Annotated in this window: 25 protein-coding genes; 14 read left to right on the forward strand and 11 right to left on the reverse strand. The window is 69.7% G+C overall.

What is annotated here, in order from left to right:
* Positions 1 to 13 precede the first annotated feature (13 nt).
* Complete coding sequence (locus ABH935_RS33530) at positions 14 to 418, reverse strand: hypothetical protein (protein ID WP_370381964.1); 405 nt, start codon at positions 416 to 418, stop codon at positions 14 to 16.
* Between the two features lie 83 nt (positions 419 to 501).
* Here ABH935_RS33530 and ABH935_RS33535 point away from each other — a divergent pair, with 83 nt between their 5' ends.
* The 4 genes from ABH935_RS33535 (at position 502) to ABH935_RS33550 (ending at position 5,694) form a co-directional block, all read left to right on the forward strand.
* Complete coding sequence (locus tag ABH935_RS33535; RefSeq protein WP_370381965.1) at positions 502 to 1,530, forward strand: GDSL-type esterase/lipase family protein; 1,029 nt, start codon at positions 502 to 504, stop codon at positions 1,528 to 1,530.
* A gap of 327 nt (positions 1,531 to 1,857) precedes the next feature.
* Positions 1,858 to 3,675: an APC family permease gene (locus ABH935_RS33540; RefSeq protein ID WP_370381966.1), complete on the forward strand. Its 1,818-nt coding sequence runs from the start codon at positions 1,858 to 1,860 to the stop codon at positions 3,673 to 3,675.
* A gap of 13 nt (positions 3,676 to 3,688) precedes the next feature.
* Positions 3,689 to 4,597, forward strand: a complete 909-nt coding sequence (locus ABH935_RS33545; protein ID WP_370381967.1) for a patatin-like phospholipase family protein — start codon at positions 3,689 to 3,691, stop codon at positions 4,595 to 4,597.
* 2 nt (positions 4,598 to 4,599) lie between these two features.
* Entirely contained in the window at positions 4,600 to 5,694 is a 1,095-nt protein-coding gene (locus ABH935_RS33550; RefSeq protein ID WP_370381968.1) for a 1-acyl-sn-glycerol-3-phosphate acyltransferase, read from the forward strand.
* Between the two features lie 102 nt (positions 5,695 to 5,796).
* Here the strand turns inward: ABH935_RS33550 and ABH935_RS33555 are convergent, their stop codons facing one another.
* Complete coding sequence (locus tag ABH935_RS33555) at positions 5,797 to 6,378, reverse strand: hypothetical protein (RefSeq protein WP_370381969.1); 582 nt, start codon at positions 6,376 to 6,378, stop codon at positions 5,797 to 5,799.
* A 124-nt stretch (positions 6,379 to 6,502) separates the two neighbouring features.
* On the opposite strand from ABH935_RS33555, the gene ABH935_RS33560 reads away from it, so the two are divergent.
* Positions 6,503 to 7,084, forward strand: a complete 582-nt coding sequence (locus tag ABH935_RS33560) for a hypothetical protein (protein ID WP_370381970.1) — start codon at positions 6,503 to 6,505, stop codon at positions 7,082 to 7,084.
* A 76-nt stretch (positions 7,085 to 7,160) separates the two neighbouring features.
* Here ABH935_RS33560 and ABH935_RS33565 read toward each other — a convergent pair whose 3' ends face one another.
* Positions 7,161 to 7,454, reverse strand: coding sequence for a GlsB/YeaQ/YmgE family stress response membrane protein (locus ABH935_RS33565; protein WP_370381971.1), 294 nt, complete (start codon positions 7,452 to 7,454; stop codon positions 7,161 to 7,163).
* 173 nt (positions 7,455 to 7,627) lie between these two features.
* Here ABH935_RS33565 and ABH935_RS33570 point away from each other — a divergent pair, with 173 nt between their 5' ends.
* The gene (locus ABH935_RS33570) at positions 7,628 to 7,915 is read left to right on the forward strand and encodes a hypothetical protein (RefSeq protein WP_370381972.1); all 288 of its coding nucleotides are present in this window, start codon (positions 7,628 to 7,630) and stop codon (positions 7,913 to 7,915) included.
* A 239-nt stretch (positions 7,916 to 8,154) separates the two neighbouring features.
* On the opposite strand, the gene ABH935_RS33575 is transcribed toward ABH935_RS33570, so the two are convergent.
* Both ABH935_RS33575 and ABH935_RS33580 read right to left on the reverse strand, forming a co-directional pair.
* The gene (locus tag ABH935_RS33575) at positions 8,155 to 8,808 is read right to left on the reverse strand and encodes a hypothetical protein (protein ID WP_370381973.1); all 654 of its coding nucleotides are present in this window, start codon (positions 8,806 to 8,808) and stop codon (positions 8,155 to 8,157) included.
* 116 nt (positions 8,809 to 8,924) lie between these two features.
* Positions 8,925 to 10,328, reverse strand: a complete 1,404-nt coding sequence (locus ABH935_RS33580; protein WP_370381974.1) for a mycothione reductase — start codon at positions 10,326 to 10,328, stop codon at positions 8,925 to 8,927.
* Positions 10,329 to 10,535: 207 nt separating this feature from the next.
* Between ABH935_RS33580 and ABH935_RS33585 the strand changes: the two genes are divergently transcribed.
* From ABH935_RS33585 to ABH935_RS33600, 4 genes are all read left to right on the forward strand, one after another.
* Positions 10,536 to 11,231: an ANTAR domain-containing protein gene (locus ABH935_RS33585; protein ID WP_370381975.1), complete on the forward strand. Its 696-nt coding sequence runs from the start codon at positions 10,536 to 10,538 to the stop codon at positions 11,229 to 11,231.
* A 128-nt stretch (positions 11,232 to 11,359) separates the two neighbouring features.
* The gene (locus tag ABH935_RS33590) at positions 11,360 to 12,115 is read left to right on the forward strand and encodes a GAF and ANTAR domain-containing protein (protein WP_370381976.1); all 756 of its coding nucleotides are present in this window, start codon (positions 11,360 to 11,362) and stop codon (positions 12,113 to 12,115) included.
* A 60-nt stretch (positions 12,116 to 12,175) separates the two neighbouring features.
* Entirely contained in the window at positions 12,176 to 12,514 is a 339-nt protein-coding gene (locus ABH935_RS33595) for a hypothetical protein (protein ID WP_370381977.1), read from the forward strand.
* 98 nt (positions 12,515 to 12,612) lie between these two features.
* A complete protein-coding gene (locus ABH935_RS33600; RefSeq protein WP_370381978.1) occupies positions 12,613 to 13,614 on the forward strand; it encodes an alpha/beta hydrolase in 1,002 nt (333 codons plus the stop codon).
* A gap of 10 nt (positions 13,615 to 13,624) precedes the next feature.
* On the opposite strand, the gene ABH935_RS33605 is transcribed toward ABH935_RS33600, so the two are convergent.
* Positions 13,625 to 14,641, reverse strand: coding sequence for an alcohol dehydrogenase catalytic domain-containing protein (locus tag ABH935_RS33605; RefSeq protein ID WP_370381979.1), 1,017 nt, complete (start codon positions 14,639 to 14,641; stop codon positions 13,625 to 13,627).
* Between the two features lie 140 nt (positions 14,642 to 14,781).
* Here ABH935_RS33605 and ABH935_RS33610 point away from each other — a divergent pair, with 140 nt between their 5' ends.
* A complete protein-coding gene (locus tag ABH935_RS33610) occupies positions 14,782 to 15,369 on the forward strand; it encodes a TetR family transcriptional regulator C-terminal domain-containing protein (RefSeq protein ID WP_370381980.1) in 588 nt (195 codons plus the stop codon).
* Between the two features lie 27 nt (positions 15,370 to 15,396).
* Here ABH935_RS33610 and ABH935_RS33615 read toward each other — a convergent pair whose 3' ends face one another.
* Positions 15,397 to 15,972: a CGNR zinc finger domain-containing protein gene (locus tag ABH935_RS33615; protein WP_370381981.1), complete on the reverse strand. Its 576-nt coding sequence runs from the start codon at positions 15,970 to 15,972 to the stop codon at positions 15,397 to 15,399.
* 130 nt (positions 15,973 to 16,102) lie between these two features.
* On the opposite strand from ABH935_RS33615, the gene ABH935_RS33620 reads away from it, so the two are divergent.
* From ABH935_RS33620 to ABH935_RS33630, 3 genes are all read left to right on the forward strand, one after another.
* On the forward strand, positions 16,103 to 17,110 hold the full coding sequence (locus tag ABH935_RS33620) for a zinc-dependent alcohol dehydrogenase family protein (RefSeq protein ID WP_370381982.1): 1,008 nt from the start codon (positions 16,103 to 16,105) through the stop codon (positions 17,108 to 17,110).
* A 64-nt stretch (positions 17,111 to 17,174) separates the two neighbouring features.
* Complete coding sequence (locus ABH935_RS33625) at positions 17,175 to 18,104, forward strand: nuclear transport factor 2 family protein (protein ID WP_370381983.1); 930 nt, start codon at positions 17,175 to 17,177, stop codon at positions 18,102 to 18,104.
* Between the two features lie 89 nt (positions 18,105 to 18,193).
* Positions 18,194 to 19,021, forward strand: a complete 828-nt coding sequence (locus tag ABH935_RS33630) for a heavy metal-binding domain-containing protein (protein WP_370381984.1) — start codon at positions 18,194 to 18,196, stop codon at positions 19,019 to 19,021.
* Positions 19,022 to 19,167: 146 nt separating this feature from the next.
* Here the strand turns inward: ABH935_RS33630 and ABH935_RS33635 are convergent, their stop codons facing one another.
* The 4 genes from ABH935_RS33635 to ABH935_RS33650 all read right to left on the reverse strand — a co-directional run bounded on the left by ABH935_RS33635 (position 19,168) and on the right by ABH935_RS33650 (position 22,440).
* On the reverse strand, positions 19,168 to 20,133 hold the full coding sequence (locus ABH935_RS33635) for a hypothetical protein (protein ID WP_370381985.1): 966 nt from the start codon (positions 20,131 to 20,133) through the stop codon (positions 19,168 to 19,170).
* Complete coding sequence (locus tag ABH935_RS33640; protein ID WP_370381986.1) at positions 20,130 to 20,708, reverse strand: SigE family RNA polymerase sigma factor; 579 nt, start codon at positions 20,706 to 20,708, stop codon at positions 20,130 to 20,132. The genes ABH935_RS33635 and ABH935_RS33640 overlap by 4 nt, the downstream gene beginning before the upstream one ends.
* A gap of 101 nt (positions 20,709 to 20,809) precedes the next feature.
* Entirely contained in the window at positions 20,810 to 21,856 is a 1,047-nt protein-coding gene (locus ABH935_RS33645) for an aldo/keto reductase (protein WP_370381987.1), read from the reverse strand.
* Positions 21,857 to 21,951: 95 nt separating this feature from the next.
* Entirely contained in the window at positions 21,952 to 22,440 is a 489-nt protein-coding gene (locus tag ABH935_RS33650) for a hypothetical protein (protein ID WP_370381988.1), read from the reverse strand.
* Positions 22,441 to 22,455: the final 15 nt, after the last annotated feature.

Here is a 22,455-nt window from a genome sequence, read left to right on the forward strand (position 1 = left end):
GGGAAGCGTCACCCTAAGGGTGCGGCGTGGCGTCGGTCAGCACGTTCACGATGTGGGCGTATCCGAGCAGCTGGCGACGGATCTCCTGCTGCGAATCCGGCCGGCCCTCCGAGGCCGACGCGGTCGTCTCGTGAATCGCCGGGATCCGGGTGGTGTCGATGCCGCGGGCTTCGAGAACGGAGGCGACGGTGTTGTGCGCCACGTCGAGCGCGACCGCGGGATCGTGCTGGTAGATGCCCTCGACGTTCTTCCACGAATCCTCGATGTACTCCCGATCCGCATCGGTCAAACATTCGCGATACTCGGCCACGTCGAGGCCGCGAGCCGCGGAAGACTGCATTCTCGCCGCCTTCACCGATCCGCCTATGACCAGCACGGCGGCCCCGACCAGGAACAGCAGCATGAGGACGGTCACCATGGTTGTACCTCCTTCGGATCCGCGGCCTCATACCCGAATGTGTTGCTTCAAACAGACAGCGAAACGACGACGAAAGGCGCCTTATGAGGTCACCCCGGATCATGGTCCTCGGCGATTCGCTCGCCAGCGGGATGCACGACGACTACACCTGGCGCTGGCAGCTGGCACAGCACTTCCGGCGCACGGGCACCCCGGCCGAGTTCGTGGGCCCGTACACGGGAACGTTCTCGATGTACGACGATCCCGTCCTGCTGGCTCTCGTGGAGGGAAAGCCGCTCCCGACCGGCCCCGACGTGCAGAACCCGATGACCGGTTCCTACCGCGAGGGGCACTTCGAGGGCGGCCACTGCGCCCGGCCGGGGTGGACCGCGCATGCCGCGAAAGCCTCCGTCCGGAAGCACGTCGCCGCCGAACGCCCGGATTTCCTGCTGGTCCAGCTCGGGTTCAACGACCTCGCGACCGTGGGACCGCCCGAGCAGGCCCTCCGCGACCTGACTGCCGTCATCTCCGAGGCCCGCTCGGCCGCACCGGCCGTGGTCGTCCTGGCGGCCTCCATCGCCGGCACCACCACCTGGGGCAACGCGTGGTTCCGGGACACCATCCGGGACTACAACGCCGAACTTCCCTCGGTCCTCGCCGCGCTCTCGACCGACCTCTCCCCCATTGCCCTGGTGGACATGCACAGCGGCTTCGACCCCGACGCCGACACCTACGACGGCATCCACCCGAACCCGTCGGGCGAGCTGGCCATGGCCGGGAACTTCGCGGACGCGCTGCTGCGCTTCGGAGTCGGCCACGCTCCCCTGCGGCTGCCGTCCCCGCGACCGCATGAGCTCCCGCTGGCCGAGCCGACGCTCGCCGCGACGCGCGACCGGGACGCGAGCATCCGGCTCACGTGGAATCGGGTCCGGGGCGCCTCCGCCTACCGGGTCGCGCTCCGCGACGTCACGCTCGGCCAGCCGCGCCGGGTGGGACCGATCCCCGTGCTGGGCGACCACTGGCTGGCCCAGGGGCTGACCGCCGGCCACCTTTACGAATTCGACGTCACCTCGGCGCGCGGCGAACGGCTCGGACCGCGCTCGAAGCCGCTGCGGCTGAGCGCCGGCCGCTGACCGTCGGCCGCTGACTGCCGACCGCTGAGCGCCGGCCGCTGACTGCTGACTGCTGACTGCTGACTGCTGACTGCTGACTGCCGGAGCTCCTGCCGGCTCGGCTCGGCTTCAGCAGCCGGTGAGATGCACCGCGATATCGCCCTGTTTACCTTCACGCGTCCCGGACAGCAGGAGGCCGACAGCCTCCGACGACCGGCCGTCCGGCACCCGCGCGCCGAACCCGACTCCGGTTCGGTCCGATAAACCCTCCCGTCGGATCAGTACCTTGTGACAGAGGCGATTAAAGCGCCACGAAACGACCGCAGGCTTCGACAGCAAGGATCCGCCATGGGATATGGGACAGCGCCGAAGAAAGTCGTGCCGCGTGTCCCGCTCCGGCACGGCGAGGGCAAGAAGGATCATCTGACCAGCTTCGGCGGTCTGGCCGCGCTGTCCCTGGACGCGCTGAGCTCGGTGGCGTACGGCCCGGAGGCGATCGTGCTGGTCCTGGCCGCCGCCGGGACCTCGGCGCTGCGCCTGACGCTGCCGATCACTCTGGCCATCGCCGGGCTGCTGGCGGTGCTGGTCGTCTCCTACTGCCAGGTCATCGCGGTGCACCCGGACGGCGGCGGCGCCTACGCGGTCGGCAAGAAGGACCTCGGCGGTACGGTCAGCCTGCTGGCCGCGGCGAGCCTGGTGGTCGACTACGTCCTGACCGTCGCGGTCAGCCTGGCCGCCGGCGCGGCGAGCCTGGCCTCGGTGTTCCCGTCGCTGACGAGCCACGTCCTCGGGCTGGCGCTCATCGGACTCGTCGTGATCGCCGGCATCAACCTGTGGGGCATCGCCGAGAGCGCCCGGGCCTTCATGCTGCCGATGCTGCTCTTCCTCGGCGCGGTGTTCGCCGTCATCGGCATCGGCCTGGGCCGGTCGCACCCGGCCGCGGTCGTGGGGAGCGCCGTACCGGTCCACGCCGCCGAGGCGGTGAGCGTGCTGCTGATCTTGAAGGCCTTCGCGGCCGGCTGCTCGGCCCTGACCGGGATCGAGGCCATCGCCAACGGGGTCCCGACCTTCCGCGAGCCGCGCGCCAAGAACGCCCAGCGCACCGAGCTGATGCTGGGCGCGCTGCTGGGCACCATGCTGATCGGGCTCTCGATCCTCATCCACCGGCAGCACGTGGCCCCGCGCGGCGGCGTCACGGTGCTGGCGCAGCTCGCCGCGGGGTCGTTCGGCACCGGCTGGGCCTACTACGCCACCAACATCATCGTCACGCTGGTCCTGGCCCTGGCCGCGAACACCAGCTTCGGCGGGCTGCCGGTGCTGATGAGCCTGCTGTCCCGGGACAACCGCCTGCCCCACCTGTTCGGGCTGCGCGCCGAACGCCCGGTGTACCGGTACGGCGTCGTCGCGCTGGCGGTGCTGGCCGGGCTGCTGCTGATCGTCGTGCACGCGGCCACCGATCGGCTGATCCCGCTGTACGCGATCGGCGTGTTCATCGGCTTCACCATCAGCCAGACCGGTCTGGTCCGGCACTGGTTCGGCGAGCGCCCGCCGCGCTGGTGGCTGCGCGCCGCGCTCAACGGCACCGGGGCGGCCCTGACCGCGCTGGCCGCCGCCGTGTTCGTCGCGACCAAGTTCACGGAGGGTGCCTGGGTCGTGGTGATCACCGTGCCGGCGCTGATGCTGCTGTTCGCGCGGATCCAGAGCTACTACACGGCGGTCGGCCACGAACTCGACCTGACCGGGACGCCCCCGCCGCCCACACCGGCACCGACCCTGGTGATCGTCCCAGTCGGCAGTGTCAGCAAGCTGACCGAGCACGCCTTGTCCGCCGCGGTCTCCCTGGCCGACGATGTCGTCGCCGTCAGCGTGTGGCCGGACCCCGACCAGTGCAAGGAATTCCGCACCGCCTGGGACCGGTGGGATCCCGGTGTCCGGCTCGAAACCCTGGTAAGTCCGCATCGGTCGCTGGTCCACCCGATGGTCGACTACGTCCGCCAGGCTGCGAAGGGCGGTCGCCAGATCGCCGTTCTGATCGTCGAGGTGCAGCCGCGCCGATGGCGCTACCGCATCCTGCAGAACCAGCGCGGCCTGCTCTTGGCGACGGTTTTGCGGGCCAGCACCGATGTCGTCATCTGCACGATCCCCTACCGGCTCACCTCGCGGTAGCGACGAAAGGAGCGTGAGTCCCACGACGGACAGCACTGACAGCACTGACAGCACTGACAGCACTGACAGCGACGACGCCCGCCTCGACTCGGCCGTCGGGCGGACCGTCTTCGTCCTCGGCGGTGGCGGACACCGCGGCGCATACGAGGTCGGCATGCTCCGGGCCTTGCTGGAAGCCGGAATCAAGCCCGACGCGATCGTCGGGGCGTCGGTGGGCGCGATCAACGGCGCGGTGTTGGCCGCCGATCCCACCGAGGTGGCTGTGGCGCGCCTGGAAGAACTCTGGTCCGGACTCGGCAAGAACGGGGTCTTCGAGGGTTCCCTGACGACGCGGCTCGGCACGGCACTGCGCAGCCGGACACACCTGTTCACCAACGAGCCGCTGCGCAAGCGGTTGGAAGCCGACCTGCCGGTTCAGTTGATCGAGGAGCTGGCGGTGCCGTTCCAGTGTGTGGCCGCCTCGATCGAGCGCGCCGCAGAGCACTGGTTCACCCGCGGCCCGATCGCCGACGCCGTCCTGGCCTCCTGCGCGGTCCCCGGGCTGCTGCCGCCGATGCGGGTGGGCGGTGAGCACTTCCTGGACGGCGGGATCGTGAACAGCGTGCCGGTGGGGCGGGCCCTCGCGCTCGGGGCCACGACCGTCTACGTCCTGCAAGTCGGGCACCTGGAACGGCCGCTGACGGCGCCGAGCCGGCCCTGGGAGGTGGCGGCGGTGGCGTTCGAGGTCGCGCGCCGGCACCGGTTCACCCGGGACATGGCCGAGGTGCCCCATGACGTCGCCATCCACGTCCTGCCCACCGGCAACGCCGCGTCCGACGCCGACGGGTGGTCGAAGTACGTGCGGTTCCGCGACTTCAGCCGCACGCAGGCGCGGATCGAGCAGTCATACCGCGCGTCGGCCGCTTATCTGGCCGGGAGGTAGTCATGGGCGTCGGCATATCGGTTCGGCGTGCGGTGCTGCGGTTCCCGTTGCTCCGCCGCACGATCACGATTCCGGTGCTGTTGTTCTTCACGGCGCTGACGTTCGCCCTGGTCCCGGTCGTCGGGGTGCTCACGGTGCCTTTCATGGTGCGTCCGGGCGGACGGGGGCGCGCTTTTCGGTTCTCTGTCTTCCTGGCGGTATATCTGGCCTCGGAGATCAGCGGGCTGGCGGCGTGCGTGGTGATCCGGGGGCGCGCGGGCTTTCGCGTGTCGAAGGGACCTGCGACGTCCGAGTCATCTCAGGCGTATCAGGAAGCGAACTTCCGGCTGTTGGCTCACCTGCTCGATCGTTTGTATGCGGCGGCCGGCAGGCTTTACGGGCTGCGGATGCGGCTTCCGGAGACGGTGGGCCCTTCCCGCTCCGGGAGGCCCACGGTGCCGGAACTGCCGCCCGGGCCGCTGATCATCCTGAGTCGGCACGGCGGCCCCGGAGACTCGTTCCTGCTGATCCACGCGCTGCTGGTGCACGGCCGGCGGCGGCCTCGCATCGTGCTCAAGGACACGCTGGCGCTGGATCCGTTGATCGATGTCGTGCTTCATCGAGTGCCGCACTGCTTCATCGACCCGAACCCCGACGGACACGCCGAGAGCGAACGCGGCGAGAAGACGGCGGCGGAGATCGGACGCCTGGCCGCCGGCATGGGCCCGTCCGACGCTCTGGTGGTCTTCCCCGAGGGTGGCAACTTCACGCCGGGCCGCCGTGTCCGGGCCATCACGAGGCTGCGGCGGCGGGGCTTGCGGGACTCCGCGAACCGCGCTCGTCGGCTGCGTCACGTGCTGCCGCCGCGCCCGGCGGGTGTCTTCGCGGCGATCGACGCCGCCCCGGACGCCTCGGTCGTCTTCGTCGCGCACACCGGCCTGGACCACATGGAGTCCGTCGCCGGTGTCTGGCACTCGGTGCCGCTGACGAAACCGGTCGAGGCGACCTGGTGGACGATTCCCGCCTCGCGGATCCCGGTCGATCGGGAGGCTCGCCTGCGGTGGCTGCAGGACAACTGGGCCGAGGTGGACGCCTGGATCGGAGAGCACCGGGAGTGAGACGCAAGTGGTGCCGCGCCTCGGCGGGGAGGCGCGGCACCAGGTCTGTACGGACGTGCTTTCGGCTACTTGCTTTCGGCTACTTGCCTTTGACTACTCGGCTTACGGCTTGACGCCCGAGCTCTGGGCCGCGCGGGGAGCCGTCGCGCCGGGGGCGGCGAGCAGGTCTTCGAACAGGGTCCGGTACTGGATCAGGGCCTTGCGCTCCTCCTCGGTCGACACCAGTGTCGGGTCGGTCGCCGCGCGTTCGCTGACCGACCGTGCCTGTCGGTAACCGGGGAGGACGTGTCCGTGCCGGACCGACAGCAGCGGCAGGTGCTCGTCGTCGTCCACCGCGGGGTAGCCGCGGGCCGCGACCAGCCGGGCGACCAGCTGCTCGGCACCGGTCAGGGCGAGCGCCGGGTTGTCGAGGAAGCCGCCTTGGACGTGGTCCCAGGACGTGGTGTAGAAGTCCTGGTCGTCCGCGCTGATCGGTTCCAGGCGCAGCTTCTTGTGCAGGTGGGTGCGCCGGGCGAGTTCCCGGTCCGCGCCGCGTACGCCGCCGTAGTCGGCTCTCACCTGCTCGTATTCGGGCCCGAACGAGGCCCGGATCTGACGCCTGGCGTGCTCACGCCGCGCCGCGTACACCGCGACGGCGACGAGGAGGACGAGGACGATGACGGTGATGATCGCGCCGATGGACATTAGAGCCTCCTGGGGTCTCGGGGCTCAGCCATGCCCGCGATGCCGCGACCGAAACAGGCTGTTTGGAATCGCGTTCCGGGGTAGCAGGAGGGCCCCAACTCGATGAGGTACGAGAGGCACGAACATGACGCACGCAACCGACGAGCTCCCCGTCGACGAGAACGAGAACGAAACCGAGGACGTCCAGCACGCGCCCGACGAGGCGCACGTTCAGCGTCTGCTCCAGGACGGACCGCAGGGTCCGCAGGGACGCGTGGCGATGGCGGCCGCCGGGATCGACGTGGACAGCCAGTTTCCGGTCGACGCCGCTGATGAGCACGATGAAGGTACTGCCGAGGCATACGCCGAGGAGGACCCGAGCCGCTTTGAGGACCCTGACGACGTCCCGGTCGCCGCTGCCGCGGTTCCCGACGATCCTGGGGCGCCCCCGGAGCCGGCGTCCACCGCCGAGCTGCTGTCCGCGGACGACAAGCACGCGTTCCTCAGCCGCTGGAACACCATCCAGGTCGGTTTCGTCGAGGACCCGGCGCAGTCCGTGCGCGATGCCGACGCCCTCATCGAGGACATCTCCGCCGCCTACGTCAGCGCGATCACGGAACGCCGTGACGCGCTCAGCGCCACCTGGCAGAACGATGCCGGGACCGAGGTGATGCGGCGGGCCGTCCTGCAGTACCGCTCGCTCCTCGGCGTGATCCTCCCCGGGTAAGAGAGAACGAATTCGGCCGCCGCAGCCCTCGGGCTGCGGCGGCCGAATGATTTCGGTCGGGGTGTGAGGCGGGCGCTCAGCGGCGACGCAGACTACGCCGCCGACCCGACGTGAGGCCCCGCTTTCCGGTCGCCAATTCGACGGCGCCCAGCAGCACTATCGCCCCGAGGATCGCGGTGATCCAGGTGGAGATGTTGAAGAAGCCCTGGATGTTCTCGACGTGAAAGACCTTGTCGGCGATCCATCCACCGAGCAGGGCACCCACGATGCCGATCACGGTGGTGACGATGAGGCCGTGCGGGCTGCCCATGACGCGGTCGGCGATCAGGCCGACGACGAGGCCGAGCACGATCCAAGCGATGATGCCCATGAGGATCTCCGATGTCGTGGAAGGGATTTCTGCGCCGCCTTACTTCCCGGCGGCCGGCTCCTGCTACCCAGGTCTCATGGCATCAACCAGAATAATCAGGCTTGTCCCGCAGAATTCTCGAACCTTTTCCCCACGGCTGTTATTCGATATTGAACCGGGGCACCAGGCGGCCCATGGCATACGAATTCCGCTCGCGCGGACCCAAAGACCTGATTTCCCTCGCCGCCGTCATCATCGCGGCCATCCTCGTCCTCCACATCATCTTCGTGTGGCTGAACGCGAACCAGGGCAACGACATCGTGTCCACCGACGCCGACTGGGCCGGCTGGCTGGCCACCTGGTTCATCGACCTGTTCACGCCGGCGAACGTGAAGCTCAGGACCTTCCTGAACTACGGACTCGCCGCCCTCTTCTTTCTGGCCCTCGGCGCGCTGCTGCGCCGCGTGATGCGCGACCTGTAGGGGCTGCCGGCGGCCGGGGCCTGCCCGGTCCGCGGAGGAAGGGGGCCCGCCCGGGGGGGATGGCGGGCGGGCCCACCTCTGCCTGGTGACCCGGATTCGGATCGGCAAACCATCGGCGAACCGGTCAATCCTGCTCGTCGAGGTCGACCGTGGGAAGGTCGCGCACCTCGTCCTTCGTGCACGCAGCCGCAGCGCCCGGGCCGATCCCCTTTGATCCGGAGGCAAACCGGCGCGAGCCCTCAGTCCCACTCCCCCGTGGCCGAGGACCTCGCCTGGATGTCGTCCAGAACCGCCTGTCCGACGCGTCGCGTCTCGCGGCGGTTGAAGAGCGCACCGGCCGCCGCGCCGGAGAGGAGGGGGCCGAGAGACAGTGCACTGCGACCGGTTCGGGCCGCCAGCCGCCGTGACAGCCGCTTGCGCAGCGGGGAGCCGATCGCCAGGACGAAGCCGCCGGGGACCAGTACGGCGCTGCGGCGCTCGCCCCAGGCGACGACGTAGGCCGTCATGCGGCTCACGCTCGTTCCGGGGACGCCGACCCCGTACAGCTCGTGCAGCTCGGCGACGAGCTTGACCTCTATCGCGACCACGGCCACGGTCTCCGCGGCGACCTCCACGGGGAACGCCGGGATGAACGGCAGGACCGCCCAGACGCCGACGGTGGCGCCGGTCGCGGCCGTGGCGCGCGACGCGGTGCGGATCAGCAGCGCCGCGATCTCATCGGTAGTGCGCCCCGGATACTGCTCGCGCAATGTCTCCTGACTGCGGACCGGCAGCTTCGGCGCCACGGCCAGCACCTCGTCGAGGAGCTTCTGCCCGGTGAGGAGCATCGCCTGCCGAGCCACCGATTTGTCGCCCCGCACGTTCAGGGCTGTGGACTTCACCTGTCGGATCATGCCGTCGCACCTGCTTCCCGTGACCTTCGGTCGGCGCACGAGCCCTTCCATACCCCCGATATCGAGTAATCCACGGGCAGGTCGTCGGCAATGCCGTCAGGCCGTCGCGCGAGTCGTCATCCGGTTCGCAGCGGAAGATCGAGCAGTGCGTTCTCCACGAGCTCCGTCATCGCCGGGTGGATCCAGTACTGGCCACGCGCCACCGTGAGCGCGTCCTGGCCCAGGCTCATCGCCTGGATCAGCGGCTGGATCAGGACCGACGCCTGCGGGCCGATGATGTGCGCGCCGAGGAGCCGTCCGGTCTCCGGATCGGCGAGGACCTTGGCGAAGCCCTCCGGGTCGTTCATCGCCCAGCCGTACGCGATCCCCTTGTAGTCGCGCCGGCCGACCACGTACCGGACACCGTCGGCCTGGGCCCGCTGCTCGGTCAGTCCCACCGACGCGATCTCCGGTGAGGTGAAGACGGCGTGCGGGACGAACCGGTGGTCGGCCTCGATCGGCTGATCGGGATGCGCCAGGTTGTGCGCCACCACGCGGGCCTCGTGGTTGGCGACATGCTTGAGCTGGTGCTCCGAACTGACGTCGCCGATCGCGAACACGCCGGGCACGTTCGTCCGCTGCCGTTCGTCCACTTCGATCCGGCCGTCCGGATGCGTCGCGATCCCGGCCGCGGGCAGGTCCAGCCGGTCGGCGTTGGAGCGTCGCCCGACCGCCACGAGAAGTTCGTCGCCTTCGACGACTTCGTCGCTGTCGCTGCCGTCATCGCCGTCTGGATTCTTCAGGTGAACGCGAACAACCGCGCCGTCGTGCTCGACGCAGGTGACTTCTCTTCGTTCCCTGAGATCCCACTTCCGGCGGGCGACGTCGGTGAGCAACTGCGAGACGTCCCGGTCTTCCCGCCTCAGCATGCCGCCGGATCGGGCGATCACGGTGATCTTCACGCCGAGGGCCGAGAAGACATGAGCGAACTCCGCCGCGATCGAACCAGCTCCCAAGATGAGCAGCCGCTCCGGGAGCTTCTCGATTCGCATGACGGTCTCGTTGGTCAGGTATCCCGCGTCCGCCAGTCCCGGCACGTCCGGCACGATCGGCCGCGAGCCGGCGGCGATCACGACGCGGTCCGCGCTGATCGTCGCGCCACCGGCGACCCGCAGCGTCTTCGGACCGACGAACCGGGCTTCGCCCTCGAACAGGGTGAGATCCGGGCCGCCGGTGCGGCGGTGGTGCAGTCCCTCGGCCGAATGCCGGTCGATCCGGTCGAAGATCCGATTCCTGATGTCCTGCCAGCGCACCGCGGGGGCCGGGAGGTCGAGCCCGAACTCTCCCGCCCCGCCGGCGGCCTCGGCCAGGCCGGCGGTGTAGACGAACATCTTCGACGGGATGCAGCCGACGTTCAGACAGGTCCCGCCGAACCCGACCGCCGCGTCGTCGACCAGCGCGACCTTCCAGTCCCGGGGCCGGCGGCCGATGACCGAGTCGCCGGATCCGCTGCCGATCACGATCAGATCGAAATGCTCCATGCCCCCATCATCATCGACACCACTGTCGCCAGGACGCCTCGCCGTCGCGGTGGCGTGCTCCGAAACCGGACTCGGCGCGGCGGATCCGCGTCGCCGAACGAACCCGCGCCACAAGGCCGACCCGGGCCCGTTCGTCATCGCCGGGACACCTAGGAACCGCTATCGTTCCGGGCGAGGAAGGGCGATATCCGCATGGTCAGCGCTCAGATGACGACTGTCTTGGCGATGCTGGACCGGAACTCTGATCAGCTCCTCGCTGACGACCGGGCCACCGCCGAGGCCGCGGCGCGCGCCCTGGGCGTCGACGGCATCACCGCCGGGGTCGGCTCCGGGCCCTCGGGCACGGTCCTGGCCTGGGGCAGCGGCGCGGTCAGCGCCGAGGTCGACCACCTGCAGTTCACGCTCGGCCAGGGCCCGGGGACCGATTGCGCGGCCAGCGGCCTTCCGGTGCTGGCCCCGGACCTGACGGCGTCCGGCGCGCGCTGGCCGGCGTTCGCCCCGGCCGCCGCCGCGCTGGGGGTCCGGGCGGTGTTCGCGTTCCCGTTGAACATCGGCGCGATGAGCGTCGGCACGATGCTGGCGTACCGCGGGGCCGAGGGGTCGTTGAGCGACAAGCAGTACACCGACGCCGTGGGCCTGGCGATCGCGGTCACCGTCGTGCTGATCGGCCGCCGGTCGGTGCGGGACGGCGGGCCGGACAACTGGGTCCCGGCCGGATGGGCCGCTCCGCAGACCTACCGGGCCGAGGTCCACCAGGCGACCGGGATGATCAGCGTGCAGCTCGGCGTCAGCCTCGCCGAGGCGCTGGCCCGGCTCCGGGCCTACGCCTACAGCCGGGACCGGCTGATCGCCGAGGTCGCCGCCGACGTCGTGGCCCGCCGGCTGCGCTTCGACGGGTTGTAGCTCGTGGGTCCGATCGGCGGGTCCGATCGCTGGTCCGAGTGCTGGTCCGAGTGCTGGTCCGATCGCTGGTCCGATCGCGTGGGGAGTGCCGCCGGCAGGGCTGGCGGCCGTATTTGGGAGGCATGGACATGACGCGCGAACGACTGCTCGCCGAGACGTTCGTCGACACCACGGACACGCTGGTGGAGGACTTCGACGTCATCGACTTCCTGCAAACGCTCGCCGAGCGCTGTGTGGAGATCCTGGATGTGGACGCCGCCGGCATCATGCTCTCCGACGCGGCCAAGGTGCTGCACGCCGCCGCGTCTTCCACGGAGAACGCGCGGCTGCTGGAGCTCTTCGAGCTGCAATCGGAAGCCGGTCCCTGCATCGACGCCTTCACCACCGGCCGCCCGGTCGTCAACGTCGACCTGCTCGCCAGCGCCGAGCGCTGGCCCCGGTTCGCCGAGGCCGCGCAGGCCACCGGCTTCGTGTCGGCGCACGCGCTGCCGTTGCGTCTGCGTGAGAAGGTCATCGGCGCGCTCAACCTGTTCTGCGAACGCCCCGGCGCGCTGACCGAGGCGGACGTCCGCAGCGGCCAAGCCCTGGCCGACGTGGCCACCGTCGCCATCCTGGCGCACCGCAGCCTCCGGCACGCCGACCTGCTGGCCGAACAGCTCCAGTACGCACTGACCAGCCGGATCGCGATCGAGCAGGCCAAGGGGGTGCTGGCCGAGCGGCGCGGCATCAGAGTGGACGAGGCGTTCGCGCTGCTGCGCGGGCACGCCCGCAGCCACAACCTGCGGCTGTCGGACCTGGCCCGGGAGGTGGCCAACGGCACCTCGGCCGAGGCCGAATTGATGGGCACGACAGGGACGCGTTCGCAGGGCACGACAGCCTCCTGAACCCGGTGGTGAACGACGTTCGGCAGAGCAGGGAAGAGGCGCCGGGTGCACACTGGGCTTATGCCGAAGAAGACGCGCGCGTCCTGCGAAGGCCAGCCGAAGAAGCGCCTGCTACGCACCCTCGTATTCGTCGCCGGGACGATCGCCCTGGAGACGGCCTACATGCGCAAGCGCGGTTATGCCGTCGGCTTGAAGACGGTGGTGCGGTGCCGTGCGGGCCACCTGTTCACGACGATCTGGATTCCCGGCGCGTCGCTCAAGGCGGTCCGGCTCGGAACGGTACGGCTCCAGTACTGTCCGGTCGGCCGGCACTTCACGTCGGTGCGGCCGGTGAAGGAAGCCGAGCTGACCGACGAGGTGCGGGAGGCCGCGCAGCAGCACGACGCGCGGATTCCCTAAGAGGCTGCCTCAGGGCAGCTGACACCCCGCATCCTCGCTCGCTTCACGCCGGACCACTACTCTGCCGTTCTCACAGCTTTCGTGCGGAGGACGAGCCAATGTCGCAGTGGACGCCAGACCGGCTGGCCGGCTATCACCAGCAGGTGTTCGAGCTCGGCCCCGACCCGGACGGCGAGGGCGCCGTCACCGCGGTGCTCGTGCGGCGCGATCCGCGCGAGGGTGAAGTCGTCCACGGCGCGGTCTTGTACGTGCACGGATTCGCCGACTACTTCTTCCAGACGGACCTCGCGGACTTCTTCGCGGCCCGCGGCCTCGCGTTCTATGCTCTGGACCTGCGCAAATGCGGCCGAGCGCTGCGCGAGGGGCAGACGGCGCACTACGTGTCGGACCTGGCGCACTACGACCAGGAGCTCGAACGCGCCGTCGCGGTGATCGGCGAGGAGCACCCCGGAGCCGCGGTTCTCCTGGCGGCGCACTCGACCGGCGGCTTGATCCTGCCGCTGTGGCTGGACCGGCGACGCGCGAACGGCGGCGTGGCTCCGGTCGCCGGCATGGCGCTGAACAGTCCGTGGTTCGATCTCCAGATCTATCCGGCGGCGCGCCGCGCGGTGTTGACCCAGGCCCTGCGCGTCCTGGCGAAGGTCGCCCCCTTCCGCGCACTCAAACAGCTCCCCGGCGTGTACGGCGCCACGCTGCACTGCAGCGGCACCGGCGAGTGGGAATTCGACCTCGGACTCAAGCCCCTGTCGGGCTTTCCGGTCACCTTCGGCTGGCTGAACGCGATCCGGCGCGGCCATGCCCGCCTGCATCGCGGCCTCGATCTGGGCAGCGTGCCGACGCTGGTGCTCAGGTCCGACCGCACGCACTTCTCCCGCCGGTATTCGGACCTCAGCGACCGCGCCGACCTGGTTCTGGACGTCGAGCAGATCGCGGGGCGGACGCCGTGCCTGGGCGGTCGGTACACACTGCTGACGGTTCCCGGCGCACGCCACGACGTCTTCCTCTCGCTGCCCGAGGTCCGCGAGCACGCCTACACCGCGCTCGGCGACTGGCTCGACCAAAGCTCGTTCGGCGCCGTCCAGGCACCCGCCACGCAGTGAGATAGCCGTCTCAGACGGCGGCGTCCAAAACCACGCGAAACCTGGCCTGCCCGGACATCATGTGCTCGTAGGCCTTCGCCGCCTCCGCCAAGGGCATCAGCTCCGTCATCGGCCGGATCCCCTGGGCCAGGCAGAAGCGCAGGTTGTCCTCGTTGTCGCTCGGCGTGCCGGTGAGGCTGCCGACGATGCTGCGGCCGCCGAAGATCAGATCTGAGGTCTGGACCGAGATCGGGTCGTCCGAGGCGCCGAGGACGACCAGCCGACCGCGCAGCGCCAGCCCCGGGATCAGAGGGCTCATCGAGGCGCCGGAGGACGCCGTGGCGATCACGGCCGCCGCGCCGCCGAGCTCCTGCAGCGCCACTCCCGGATCCTGCGCGCTGCTGTCGATGTAGTGGTCGGCTCCGAACGAGTACGCCAGCTCCGCCTTCGCAGCGCCGCGCGCGATGGCCGCGACACGGTAGCCGAGCTTGTCCGCGTACTGGAGCGCGAGATGGCCCAGGCCGCCGATGCCCTGCACGGCCACGAGCGCTCCGGGCGCGGCGTCGATCGCGCGCAGCCCCATGAAGGTGGTCAGTCCGGCACACAGCAGAGGCGCGGCTTCGTGGGAGGACAGGCCCTCCGGAATCCGCACGAGACCGGTCGCCTTGGCGATCACGGACTCCGCGTAGCCGCCGTCGACCGTCGTACCGGTCTGCTGCTGGTTCTGGCAGTACACGAAATCGCCCCGGCGGCAGGAGTCGCACTCCCCGCAGTGGCCGGCGAGGAATCCCACGCCGACGCGGTCGCCGACCTGCCAGCTGCCCGCCTGCTCGCCGACCGCCTCGATCACGCCGACGATCTCGTGCCCGGGAACGACCGGGACGGACGGGTCCGCGCGCAGCCCTTCGACGGCCAACACGTCGGAGTGGCATACGCCGCAGGCTTCGACCCGCAGGCGGACGAAGCCGGGCCCCGGCTCCTCGGCCTCGCGCTGGACCGCCGCGAAGCTGCGTGAGCCGCTGACCTGCACTGCTCGGTAGACAGACATGAGAACTCCTAGGTGTGGAGGGAGCCGGCGAACCCACCGGACTTTTTCATGATGACCGGTCGTCTTGAATTCCGTCAACCGGGCGGACCTGGGTTGACACGGATCAAGACGAGCGGCCATATTGGAGACCGGAGGTATCAATGGCCAGGCAGAGCATGCGAGCGCAGATCGTCGACGCGGCCGCGGAGCGGTTCCACACGCACGGCTACAACGCGGCGGGCGTCAAGGACATCACGGACGCCGCCGGCGTCCCGAAGGGCTCGTTCTACAACCACTTCGAGAGCAAGGAAGCCCTCGCCGTCACCATCTTGGATCTGTACGGACAGACCAGGCGGCTGGAGGACCTCGCCGACGAGTCGGTCGCTCCCCTGACCCGGCTGCGCAGCCACTTCGAGTTCCTGCGCGCGGAGCAGGAGGGCTACGAGTACTCCCGCGGGTGCCTGCTGGGCAACTTCGGAGCGGAGATCAGCGACCACAGCGAGGTGCTGCGCGAGCAGGTCCAGCAGGGGTTCACCTACTGGCGCGAGGCTCTGGCCGGAGCGTTGGCGGACGCGGTGCGTCTCGGCGACGTCGATCAGAGCCTGGATCCGCAGACCACCGCGCTGTTCGTGATGACCGCCTGGGAGGGAGCTCTTCTCGCGGCTCGGACCAGCCGCAGCGGGGCCTCGTTCGATGCCTTCTTCAGCAATGTCTTCGACCGGCTGTTGCAGCGGCCTGCTGCGTCTTGATTCAGGCGCGATTCAGGAAGACGCCGCTCAGGTAGCCGACGCACGGCTGCGCGCGCGAGCGCGGTGGGCGGCGACGTTGGTGCGGTTGCCGCAGGTCTCGTAGGAGTCCCAGCGCTGGGTACGGCTGCGGGTCGTGTCGTAGAAGACGTGGCTGCACAACGCGTTGGCGCAGGCGCGGATCCGCGACCAGGCGCCGTCGGCGACCAACTGCGCGACGGCCAGGATGACGGCGCCGACGACCGGGTCGCCGCCGACCTGCCGCAGGCGCACCTCGCCGGACGGGGTGAAGGACTGGCGGAGGTCGACGTCTGAGGCGTGCTCGGTCAGCCTGGCCCACGCCTGCTCCCCGCCCTGTCCCTCCGGGCCGCCGACCAGGTCCATCAGGTCCGAACGCAGGACTTTGAGCTGCGCGATCCGCTCCGGCGGCGGCGACTCGCCCTCGGGCTGGCCGAACGGCCGCAGCAGATCACCGGACGACGCGGCGTCCTGCAGGGTGTCCGGCAGCAGCGGCGTGGCGTGCGGCCGGGAGTTGAGCAGGTCCACGAGCGCCGCCGCGGCGGGCGGGACCTGCACCGCGGGCTTCGGAGTTCCGCTGCTGACCATGTCCTCATGGTAGGCGACAAGGTCTATTTTCAAAAGCCCCTTACGCGGCGGGCGATCGTCGTGCTAGAACGGTAAGCGTCAATCGGCGTTAGTCCATTACCGCCGTTCCACGATGCCGAAGGTGCACGTCATGTCCGAGATCATCCTTTCCGCGGTCGGCGGCGACCTGGCTCAGACCGTCGCCCTGGCCCACAACCCCGACCCGGTACCCGGCGCCGGCGACGTCCTCGTCGAGGTCGAGGCGGCTCCGATCAACCCCTCCGACGTGCTGTTCGCGGCCGGCTGGTTCGCGGTGCAGCCGCGGGTCCCCAGCGGGCTCGGTGGCGAGGGGGTCGGGCGGGTGGTGCAGGCCGGGCCCGGCGTCGACGCCGCGCTTGTCGGGCGCCGCGTGCTGCTCCTGCCGACGTTCCAGTACGGGACATGGGCAGAGCGCATTGTCGTGCCGGCCGAGTACGTCGTACCGGTCCCCGACGACGCCGACCCGCCGCAGCTGGCGATGCTGCCGATCAACTCGGCGACGGCGTACCTGCTGCTGCGCGATTTCGCCGCCTTCCAGCCCGGCGACTGGATCGGAATGAACCTGGCCAACTCGGCCGTCGGCCAGAACCTCATCCCGCTGGCCAAGCACGCCGGCCTGAAGGTCCTGGCGGTCGTGCGCCGCCAGGAGGTCGCCGAGCAGGTGGAGCAGTTGGGTGCCGACCTGGTCCTGATCGACGGCGACGGCCTCGGCGACCGCGCGCTGGAGGCGCTGGGCCAGGCCCGGCTGCGGGTGCTGTTCGAGGGCACCGGCGACTCGGCGCAGGTGGCCGAGCTGGTGCGCACCGTCGAATCCGGCGGGTCCGTCGTGGTCTTCACCTCGATCACCGGGCAGGCTCCCACGCTCCCGCTGCCCGACCTGATGTTCCGGGGCGTCTCGCTGCGCGCGTTCCTCGTCCTGAACTGGGTGCGCGACGCCTCGCGCGAGGAGCGGGAGCAGGTCTACAGCGAGCTGTTCGACCTGCTGAAGCAGGGGGTCTTCAGCGTCGCGGTCGAGGCGACGTACTCGCTGGAGCAGTTCCAGGACGCCCTCGCGCACGCGCAGCGTCCGGGCCGCTCGGGCAAGGTCCTGTTCACCCCCGGCCTGCGATCGGGCCGGTAGTCCCCATCCATCAGTCCACTTCCACCAGCCCCACATCCACGTCCCAGGAAGGTTTCCCACGACCATGGCTTCACGCAAGTTCTCCCGGCTCACCGCGGCAGGATCCGCCGGCGCACTGCTGGTCGGCGCCTTGGCGGTGACCGCCGCCGCGGCTCCGTCGGCCGCAGCCGGCTCCGCGCATCGCTCCGGCACCGGTGACGAGACGACGGCGATCAACGAGGCGCTGACGACCTACATGTTCGAGCAGCTGCTGTACTCGAACAACTCCTCGGTGATCTCCCAGTACGTCAGCCCCACCTACATCCAGCACAACCCGACGCTGAGCGACGGCCCGCAGGGGCTGCGCACGTACATCGACTGGCGCGCGAGTCAGAATCCGCAGCCGCGCAACCTGCTCGTCCGGGTCATCGCCCAGGGCGACCTGATCAGCATCATGAACGACTACCAGCAGTCCCCTGGTGTCAGCTTCGCGGACATCGTCGACACCTTCCGGGTCAAGGACGGCAAGCTGGCCGAGCACTGGGACGTGATCCAGCTGGTGCCGGCGAAGACCGCGAGCGGCAACGACCTGTACTCGACGCTGAGCAGCCCGCGCACCGACCTGCCCGACCCCGCGGCGTCCACCCGACGCAGCGAGCAGATCGTCAACGCGTACTTCGACGGGCTCTACAAGAAGCACGACCCGTCGGTGATCGGGCGCTATCTCGCGAACAACCTCTACCAACACGATCCCAACCTGCCCAACGGGTCCGCAGCGGTAGCGGCGGCCTACAAGACCCAGTCCGCCGCGCACCCGAAGGCGGTGGTGTCGAGCGAGATGGTGATGGCGCAGGGCGACTACGTCACCGTGCGGTATCACTACCAGGCGAACCCGGGAGACCTCGGCCAAGCAGTCGCCGAGACCTTCCGGGTGCGCGACGGGAAGATCGTCGAGCACTGGGATGTCGTGCAGGATGTTCCTGCCACGGCGGCGAACGACCACACGATGTTCTAGATCGCTCAACACAGATTCCACAGTGTTCAAGCGCTGGCGAAGCATAGTCCGGTCACACCACCACACGGCGAGTACCGGAGGAGAGAACCATGGCCCAGCAGAACGGACCGATATCCCAGCAACAGCAGCCGCTTCCGGACTCGGCCAGGGGACGGCTCGCGCAGTCGCAGCAGGGCCGGCCGTGCTTCACGTCCGACTTGTCGGTGAACGAGTTCGTGCTGGCGACGCAGGCCGGGTTCGCACCGGTCGGGCTGGTGATGGGGACGAGCATCTACCACATCGGGATCCAGCCGGCGCGGTGGAACACCAGTCAGGAGCTGACGGTGTTGACGCAGGCGATGTACACCGCGCGGGAGTTGGCGATGGCTCGGATGGAGGCTGAGGCCGACATGCTGGGCGCCGACGGGATCATCGGGGTCGAGGTGCGGGCTCGGCGGTACGCGTTCTCGGCCGAGATCATGGAGTTCGTCGCGATCGGGACGGCGGTGAAGGCCGAGAACAACGACATGCGGCTGCGGACCCCGGCCGGGCGGCCGTTCACGTCGCACCTGTCCGGGCAGGACTTCTGGACGCTGTGGCAGCACGGCTGGGTTCCGCGGGCGCTGGTGCTCGGGACGTGCGTCTACCACGTCGCGCACCTCACGTTCCGGCAGGCGCTTCAGGCGTCCGGGCAGAACACCGAGCTGGGGACGTACACGCAGGCGGTCTACGACGCGCGCGAGATCGCCATGTCTCGCATGCAGTACGAGGGGAACCAGGTCGGCGCGGACGGCATCGTCGGGGTCACCGTGCACGAGAACGACTGGGTCTGGGGCGAGCACGCCATCGAGTTCTTCGCGATGGGGACCGCGGTCAGCAAGCTGCATCAGGACGCGTCGCCGGTGTCGCCGCAGATGACGATGCCACTGTCGGGCTGACACCGGAGAGCAACCAGCGGTGGCGCCCCCGGATTCGGGAGCGCCACCGCGCTGTTCGTTGTTCGCGATGCCACGCGAACCCATGCCGGCAGCAGTCGAGTCACCGCCGATTCCGGGTGCCGCCGTTCACCGCTCCCGGTGCGACATCACGGCTTGAGCGGCACGTATTCCTTCACACTCGCCGCCGCCGCCATCTGCTCCAGCGTGAACGGGAACGGGTTGTAGACCGACCCCGGCTGCTCGATCGCGGATGTGGTGTCGTGGCCGTCCGCGGCGACGATCGTCAGCGCCGAACCCGAGGCCAGCACACGCCTGGCCTTGAGCGCCACCCGGTCCCCGTTCCGCACCTCGCTGAGGGTCAGGGTGGAGCCGTCCTTCAGAGTCGTGGTGCTCTTCTCGATCCAGGAGGTCGATCCGGTGCCGGCGCCGGGCCCGCGGTTGGCCAGCGTCAGGTCTCCGGTCCGCTGGGACGGGTCCGGTTCGCCGGGGTAGGAGAAGACGACCTCGATGGAGGCCTCGGAAAGCTCGGCGCACATGGCCTGGTTCTTGGTCGAGGCGGCGCCCTCGTAGTTGTAGCAGAGGTTGGCGACCGGGCCGAGCATCCTGCCACTGGTCACCACCTCGGTCGACGCGATGTCCGGCCGCACCGCGAGTCCGCTGATGTCGGCCTCCACCAGGTGCTTGCCCGACGGGTCGAGAACCGTGCCGATCGCCCGCAGCATCGGGCACGCCTGGAGTGCCAGACTCTTCCGCGCCTCGTATCCCTGGTCCCCGGCGACCTGCACGACGGCCTTGGCCACGTCCGCCGCGCAGACCGGATCCGGTGCGACCGACGAGGAAGAGGAACTGGTGGCGGCAGGGCTGATCTTCGGAGACCCGCTCGTCACGCCCCGCCCCGTACCCACGGCCCCCGGCAGTGCGGCGACGGCGACGGCGATCGCGGCGACGCCGGCGGTGGCCCCGCCGACGGCGGCGATCCGGCGGGTGCGGGCGCCGCGGCGGCCGACGTCGGCGATACCGTCGGCGGTGAAGCCCAGCGGCGGGGCCGGGTCGTCGGCGATCTGCGCGAACAGGTCATGGACCCGGTCGTCACGGTACTGGTTGTCGGTCATCGATCCCACTCCTTCTCGGTCCGGCTGATGGAGGGTTCTGCGATCGGCTGAAGCAGCGTGCGCAGGGCGGACAGGCCGCGCGCGGTCTGGGACTTCACGGTGCCGACCGAGCAGCCCAGCACATGCGCCGCCTGCTCGACGGACATGTCCTCCCAGAAGCGCAGCACCAGCGTCGCGCGCTGACGCGGCGGCACCTTCGCGAGCGCGGCGAAGATCTCGTCGCGGGTCCCGAGGCGGATCTCGAATCCGGAGCCAGAGCTTGCGTCCTCACCGCTCCCGCCGTCCTCGTCCCGCATGTGCAGGCCGACTTCCGGCAGCTCGGCGAACGGCCGCTCGCGGCGCCAGCTCCGCCGCCGCTCGTCGATCAGGCAGCGGACAAGGACCTGGCGGACGTACGCATCGCGGCTGTCGCTGCGCTGCACCTTCGACCACCACCGGTACAACCGCAGCAGGGCGGTCTGCACGAGATCTTCAGCCTGATGCCAATCTCCGCACATCAGATAGGCGGTACGGCGCAGCGCGAGCGACTGCGCGGCGACGTACTCCTTGAACTCTGCCTCATCTCTAAGGCGCATCCAGCACCCTCCCCTCCCATGTCCCGCCTAGGACGGAAGGAGTGTGGCAGGAGGTTGCACGGGGATCGGAAGAAGTCCTGTCGCGATGATCGACCGGGGCGCTATCGCCGGGTCCCGACCAGCGGCGGATTCAGCCGCGCGAACGCCTCCTGCCGCTCGTAAGGGAAATACGGATACGGCGCCTCCTTCCCACTCGCGGCGTCCAGGCGCGCCACCTGCTGCGGCGTGAGTTCCCAGCCGACGGCGCCGAGGTTCTGGCGAAGCTGTTCCTCGTTGCGGGCGCCGACGATGACGGAGGCGACGGTGGGGCGGCGCAGCAGCCAGTTGATCGCGATCTGCGGGACGGCGGCGCCGGTCTCGTCGGCGAGCTGCTCCAGGACGTCGACCACGTCGTACAACTGCTCGTCGTCGACTGGCGGACCGAAGTCGGCAGTCTGGTGCAGACGGCTGCCGGCCGGGAGCGGTTCTCCGCGCCTGATCTTTCCCGTCAGGCGCCCCCAGCCCAGGGGGCTCCAGACCAGTGCGCCGACACCTTGGTCGGCGGCCAGCGGCAGCAGCTCCCATTCGTAGTCGCGGCCGACGAGCGAGTAGTAGACCTGGTGGGCCACGTAGCGGGACGCGTGCAGCCGGTCCGACGCGGCCAGGGACTTCATCAGCTGCCAGCCCGAGAAGTTGGACGCGCCGACATAGCGGATCTTGCCGGCGCGCACCAGATCATCGAGGGCTGAGATGGTCTCCTCGACCGGCGTGCCGGCGTCGAAAGCGTGCACCTGGAACAGGTCGAGGTAGTCGGTGCCGAGCCGCCGGAGCGCGTCCTCGGTGGCCTTGACCAGGCGCGAGCGCGAGGTGCCCGCGTCCTGCGGTCCGTCGCCGACCGGCAGGCCGGCCTTGGTCGACAGCAGAACCTGGTCCCGCCGGCCTTTCACGGCCGCGCCGAGCACCTCCTCGGAGGCGCCGTCGGAGTAGACGTCGGCGGTGTCGAACATCGTCACGCCGGCGTCGAGGCTGATGTCGATCAGCCGCCGCGCCTCGCGGGCGTCGGTGTCGCCCCACGCGCTGAACAGCGCCCCCTTGCCGCCGAACGTGCCCGCGCCGAAGCTCAGGGCGGGGACGACGAGCCCTGACTCACCCAGCCGTCGGTATTCCACGAGTCCCACCTCCAGATCACTAACGGAACTGAGGTTCCGTTAACTTCGGAGATCACCGTAGCACCGACGCGACCACTAAAGGAACTGGAGACCCGTTACGTGAGCTTGCCCACGGCCTTGCCGACCATCTGCTGGACCAGCGGCGCCGACACCGGCGAGATGCCCGGAACGCCGAACACGGCCACCTCGACGAAGGTCTGACCCTTGCGGATGACGACGACGTCGCCGGTGTACGTCACCCCCGCCCGGACGGCCTTCAGCTGCAGCGCGTAGCTCTCGTCGCCATAGGACGGGAACTGTGTGGTGGACAGCGTCGTCGACTCCCCGTTGGAGTCCGGCGTGGCGCACTTGCCCGCCGCTTGCTGGATCGACGCCCAGACCGTGTGCGCTTGCTGCTCCGGTCCGGTGGCGAGGATCTCCTGGAGGAACGGGCCGTCTTCCGACTGCTGGAAGTCGGCTTCGGCTTGCGCCGACAGCTGCTTGCTCGCGTCCGCGGTGAGCGCCGCGCACGGAGACGACACCGAGCTGTTCGTGGAGAGCACGGAGACCGCCCAGCCGTACGGCAGGTCGGGCAGGCCCAGCACGAGAGCTTTCGCGCC

Origin of the sequence: Catenulispora sp. GAS73, from assembly GCF_041262085.1 — a bacterium.
GTDB lineage: Bacteria > Actinomycetota > Actinomycetes > Streptomycetales > Catenulisporaceae > Catenulispora.

Coding starts and splice junctions, on each gene's coding strand:
- ABH935_RS33555 (WP_370381969.1), bottom strand. CDS start 6,378: ATGTCCATCGGCGCGATCATCACCGTCATCGTCCTCGTCCTCCTCGTC.
- ABH935_RS33625 (WP_370381983.1), top strand. CDS start 17,175: ATGGCTTCACGCAAGTTCTCCCGGCTCACCGCGGCAGGATCCGCCGGC.
- ABH935_RS33580 (WP_370381974.1), bottom strand. CDS start 10,328: ATGGAGCATTTCGATCTGATCGTGATCGGCAGCGGATCCGGCGACTCG.
- ABH935_RS33620 (WP_370381982.1), top strand. CDS start 16,103: ATGTCCGAGATCATCCTTTCCGCGGTCGGCGGCGACCTGGCTCAGACC.
- ABH935_RS33585 (WP_370381975.1), top strand. CDS start 10,536: ATGACGACTGTCTTGGCGATGCTGGACCGGAACTCTGATCAGCTCCTC.
- ABH935_RS33600 (WP_370381978.1), top strand. CDS start 12,613: ATGTCGCAGTGGACGCCAGACCGGCTGGCCGGCTATCACCAGCAGGTG.
- ABH935_RS33630 (WP_370381984.1), top strand. CDS start 18,194: ATGGCCCAGCAGAACGGACCGATATCCCAGCAACAGCAGCCGCTTCCG.
- ABH935_RS33560 (WP_370381970.1), top strand. CDS start 6,503: ATGACGCACGCAACCGACGAGCTCCCCGTCGACGAGAACGAGAACGAA.
- ABH935_RS33640 (WP_370381986.1), bottom strand. CDS start 20,708: ATGCGCCTTAGAGATGAGGCAGAGTTCAAGGAGTACGTCGCCGCGCAG.
- ABH935_RS33540 (WP_370381966.1), top strand. CDS start 1,858: ATGGGATATGGGACAGCGCCGAAGAAAGTCGTGCCGCGTGTCCCGCTC.
- ABH935_RS33575 (WP_370381973.1), bottom strand. CDS start 8,808: ATGATCCGACAGGTGAAGTCCACAGCCCTGAACGTGCGGGGCGACAAA.
- ABH935_RS33565 (WP_370381971.1), bottom strand. CDS start 7,454: ATGGGCATCATCGCTTGGATCGTGCTCGGCCTCGTCGTCGGCCTGATC.
- ABH935_RS33570 (WP_370381972.1), top strand. CDS start 7,628: ATGGCATACGAATTCCGCTCGCGCGGACCCAAAGACCTGATTTCCCTC.
- ABH935_RS33595 (WP_370381977.1), top strand. CDS start 12,176: ATGCCGAAGAAGACGCGCGCGTCCTGCGAAGGCCAGCCGAAGAAGCGC.
- ABH935_RS33535 (WP_370381965.1), top strand. CDS start 502: ATGAGGTCACCCCGGATCATGGTCCTCGGCGATTCGCTCGCCAGCGGG.
- ABH935_RS33605 (WP_370381979.1), bottom strand. CDS start 14,641: ATGTCTGTCTACCGAGCAGTGCAGGTCAGCGGCTCACGCAGCTTCGCG.
- ABH935_RS33615 (WP_370381981.1), bottom strand. CDS start 15,972: ATGGTCAGCAGCGGAACTCCGAAGCCCGCGGTGCAGGTCCCGCCCGCC.
- ABH935_RS33590 (WP_370381976.1), top strand. CDS start 11,360: ATGACGCGCGAACGACTGCTCGCCGAGACGTTCGTCGACACCACGGAC.
- ABH935_RS33530 (WP_370381964.1), bottom strand. CDS start 418: ATGGTGACCGTCCTCATGCTGCTGTTCCTGGTCGGGGCCGCCGTGCTG.
- ABH935_RS33550 (WP_370381968.1), top strand. CDS start 4,600: ATGGGCGTCGGCATATCGGTTCGGCGTGCGGTGCTGCGGTTCCCGTTG.
- ABH935_RS33635 (WP_370381985.1), bottom strand. CDS start 20,133: ATGACCGACAACCAGTACCGTGACGACCGGGTCCATGACCTGTTCGCG.
- ABH935_RS33610 (WP_370381980.1), top strand. CDS start 14,782: ATGGCCAGGCAGAGCATGCGAGCGCAGATCGTCGACGCGGCCGCGGAG.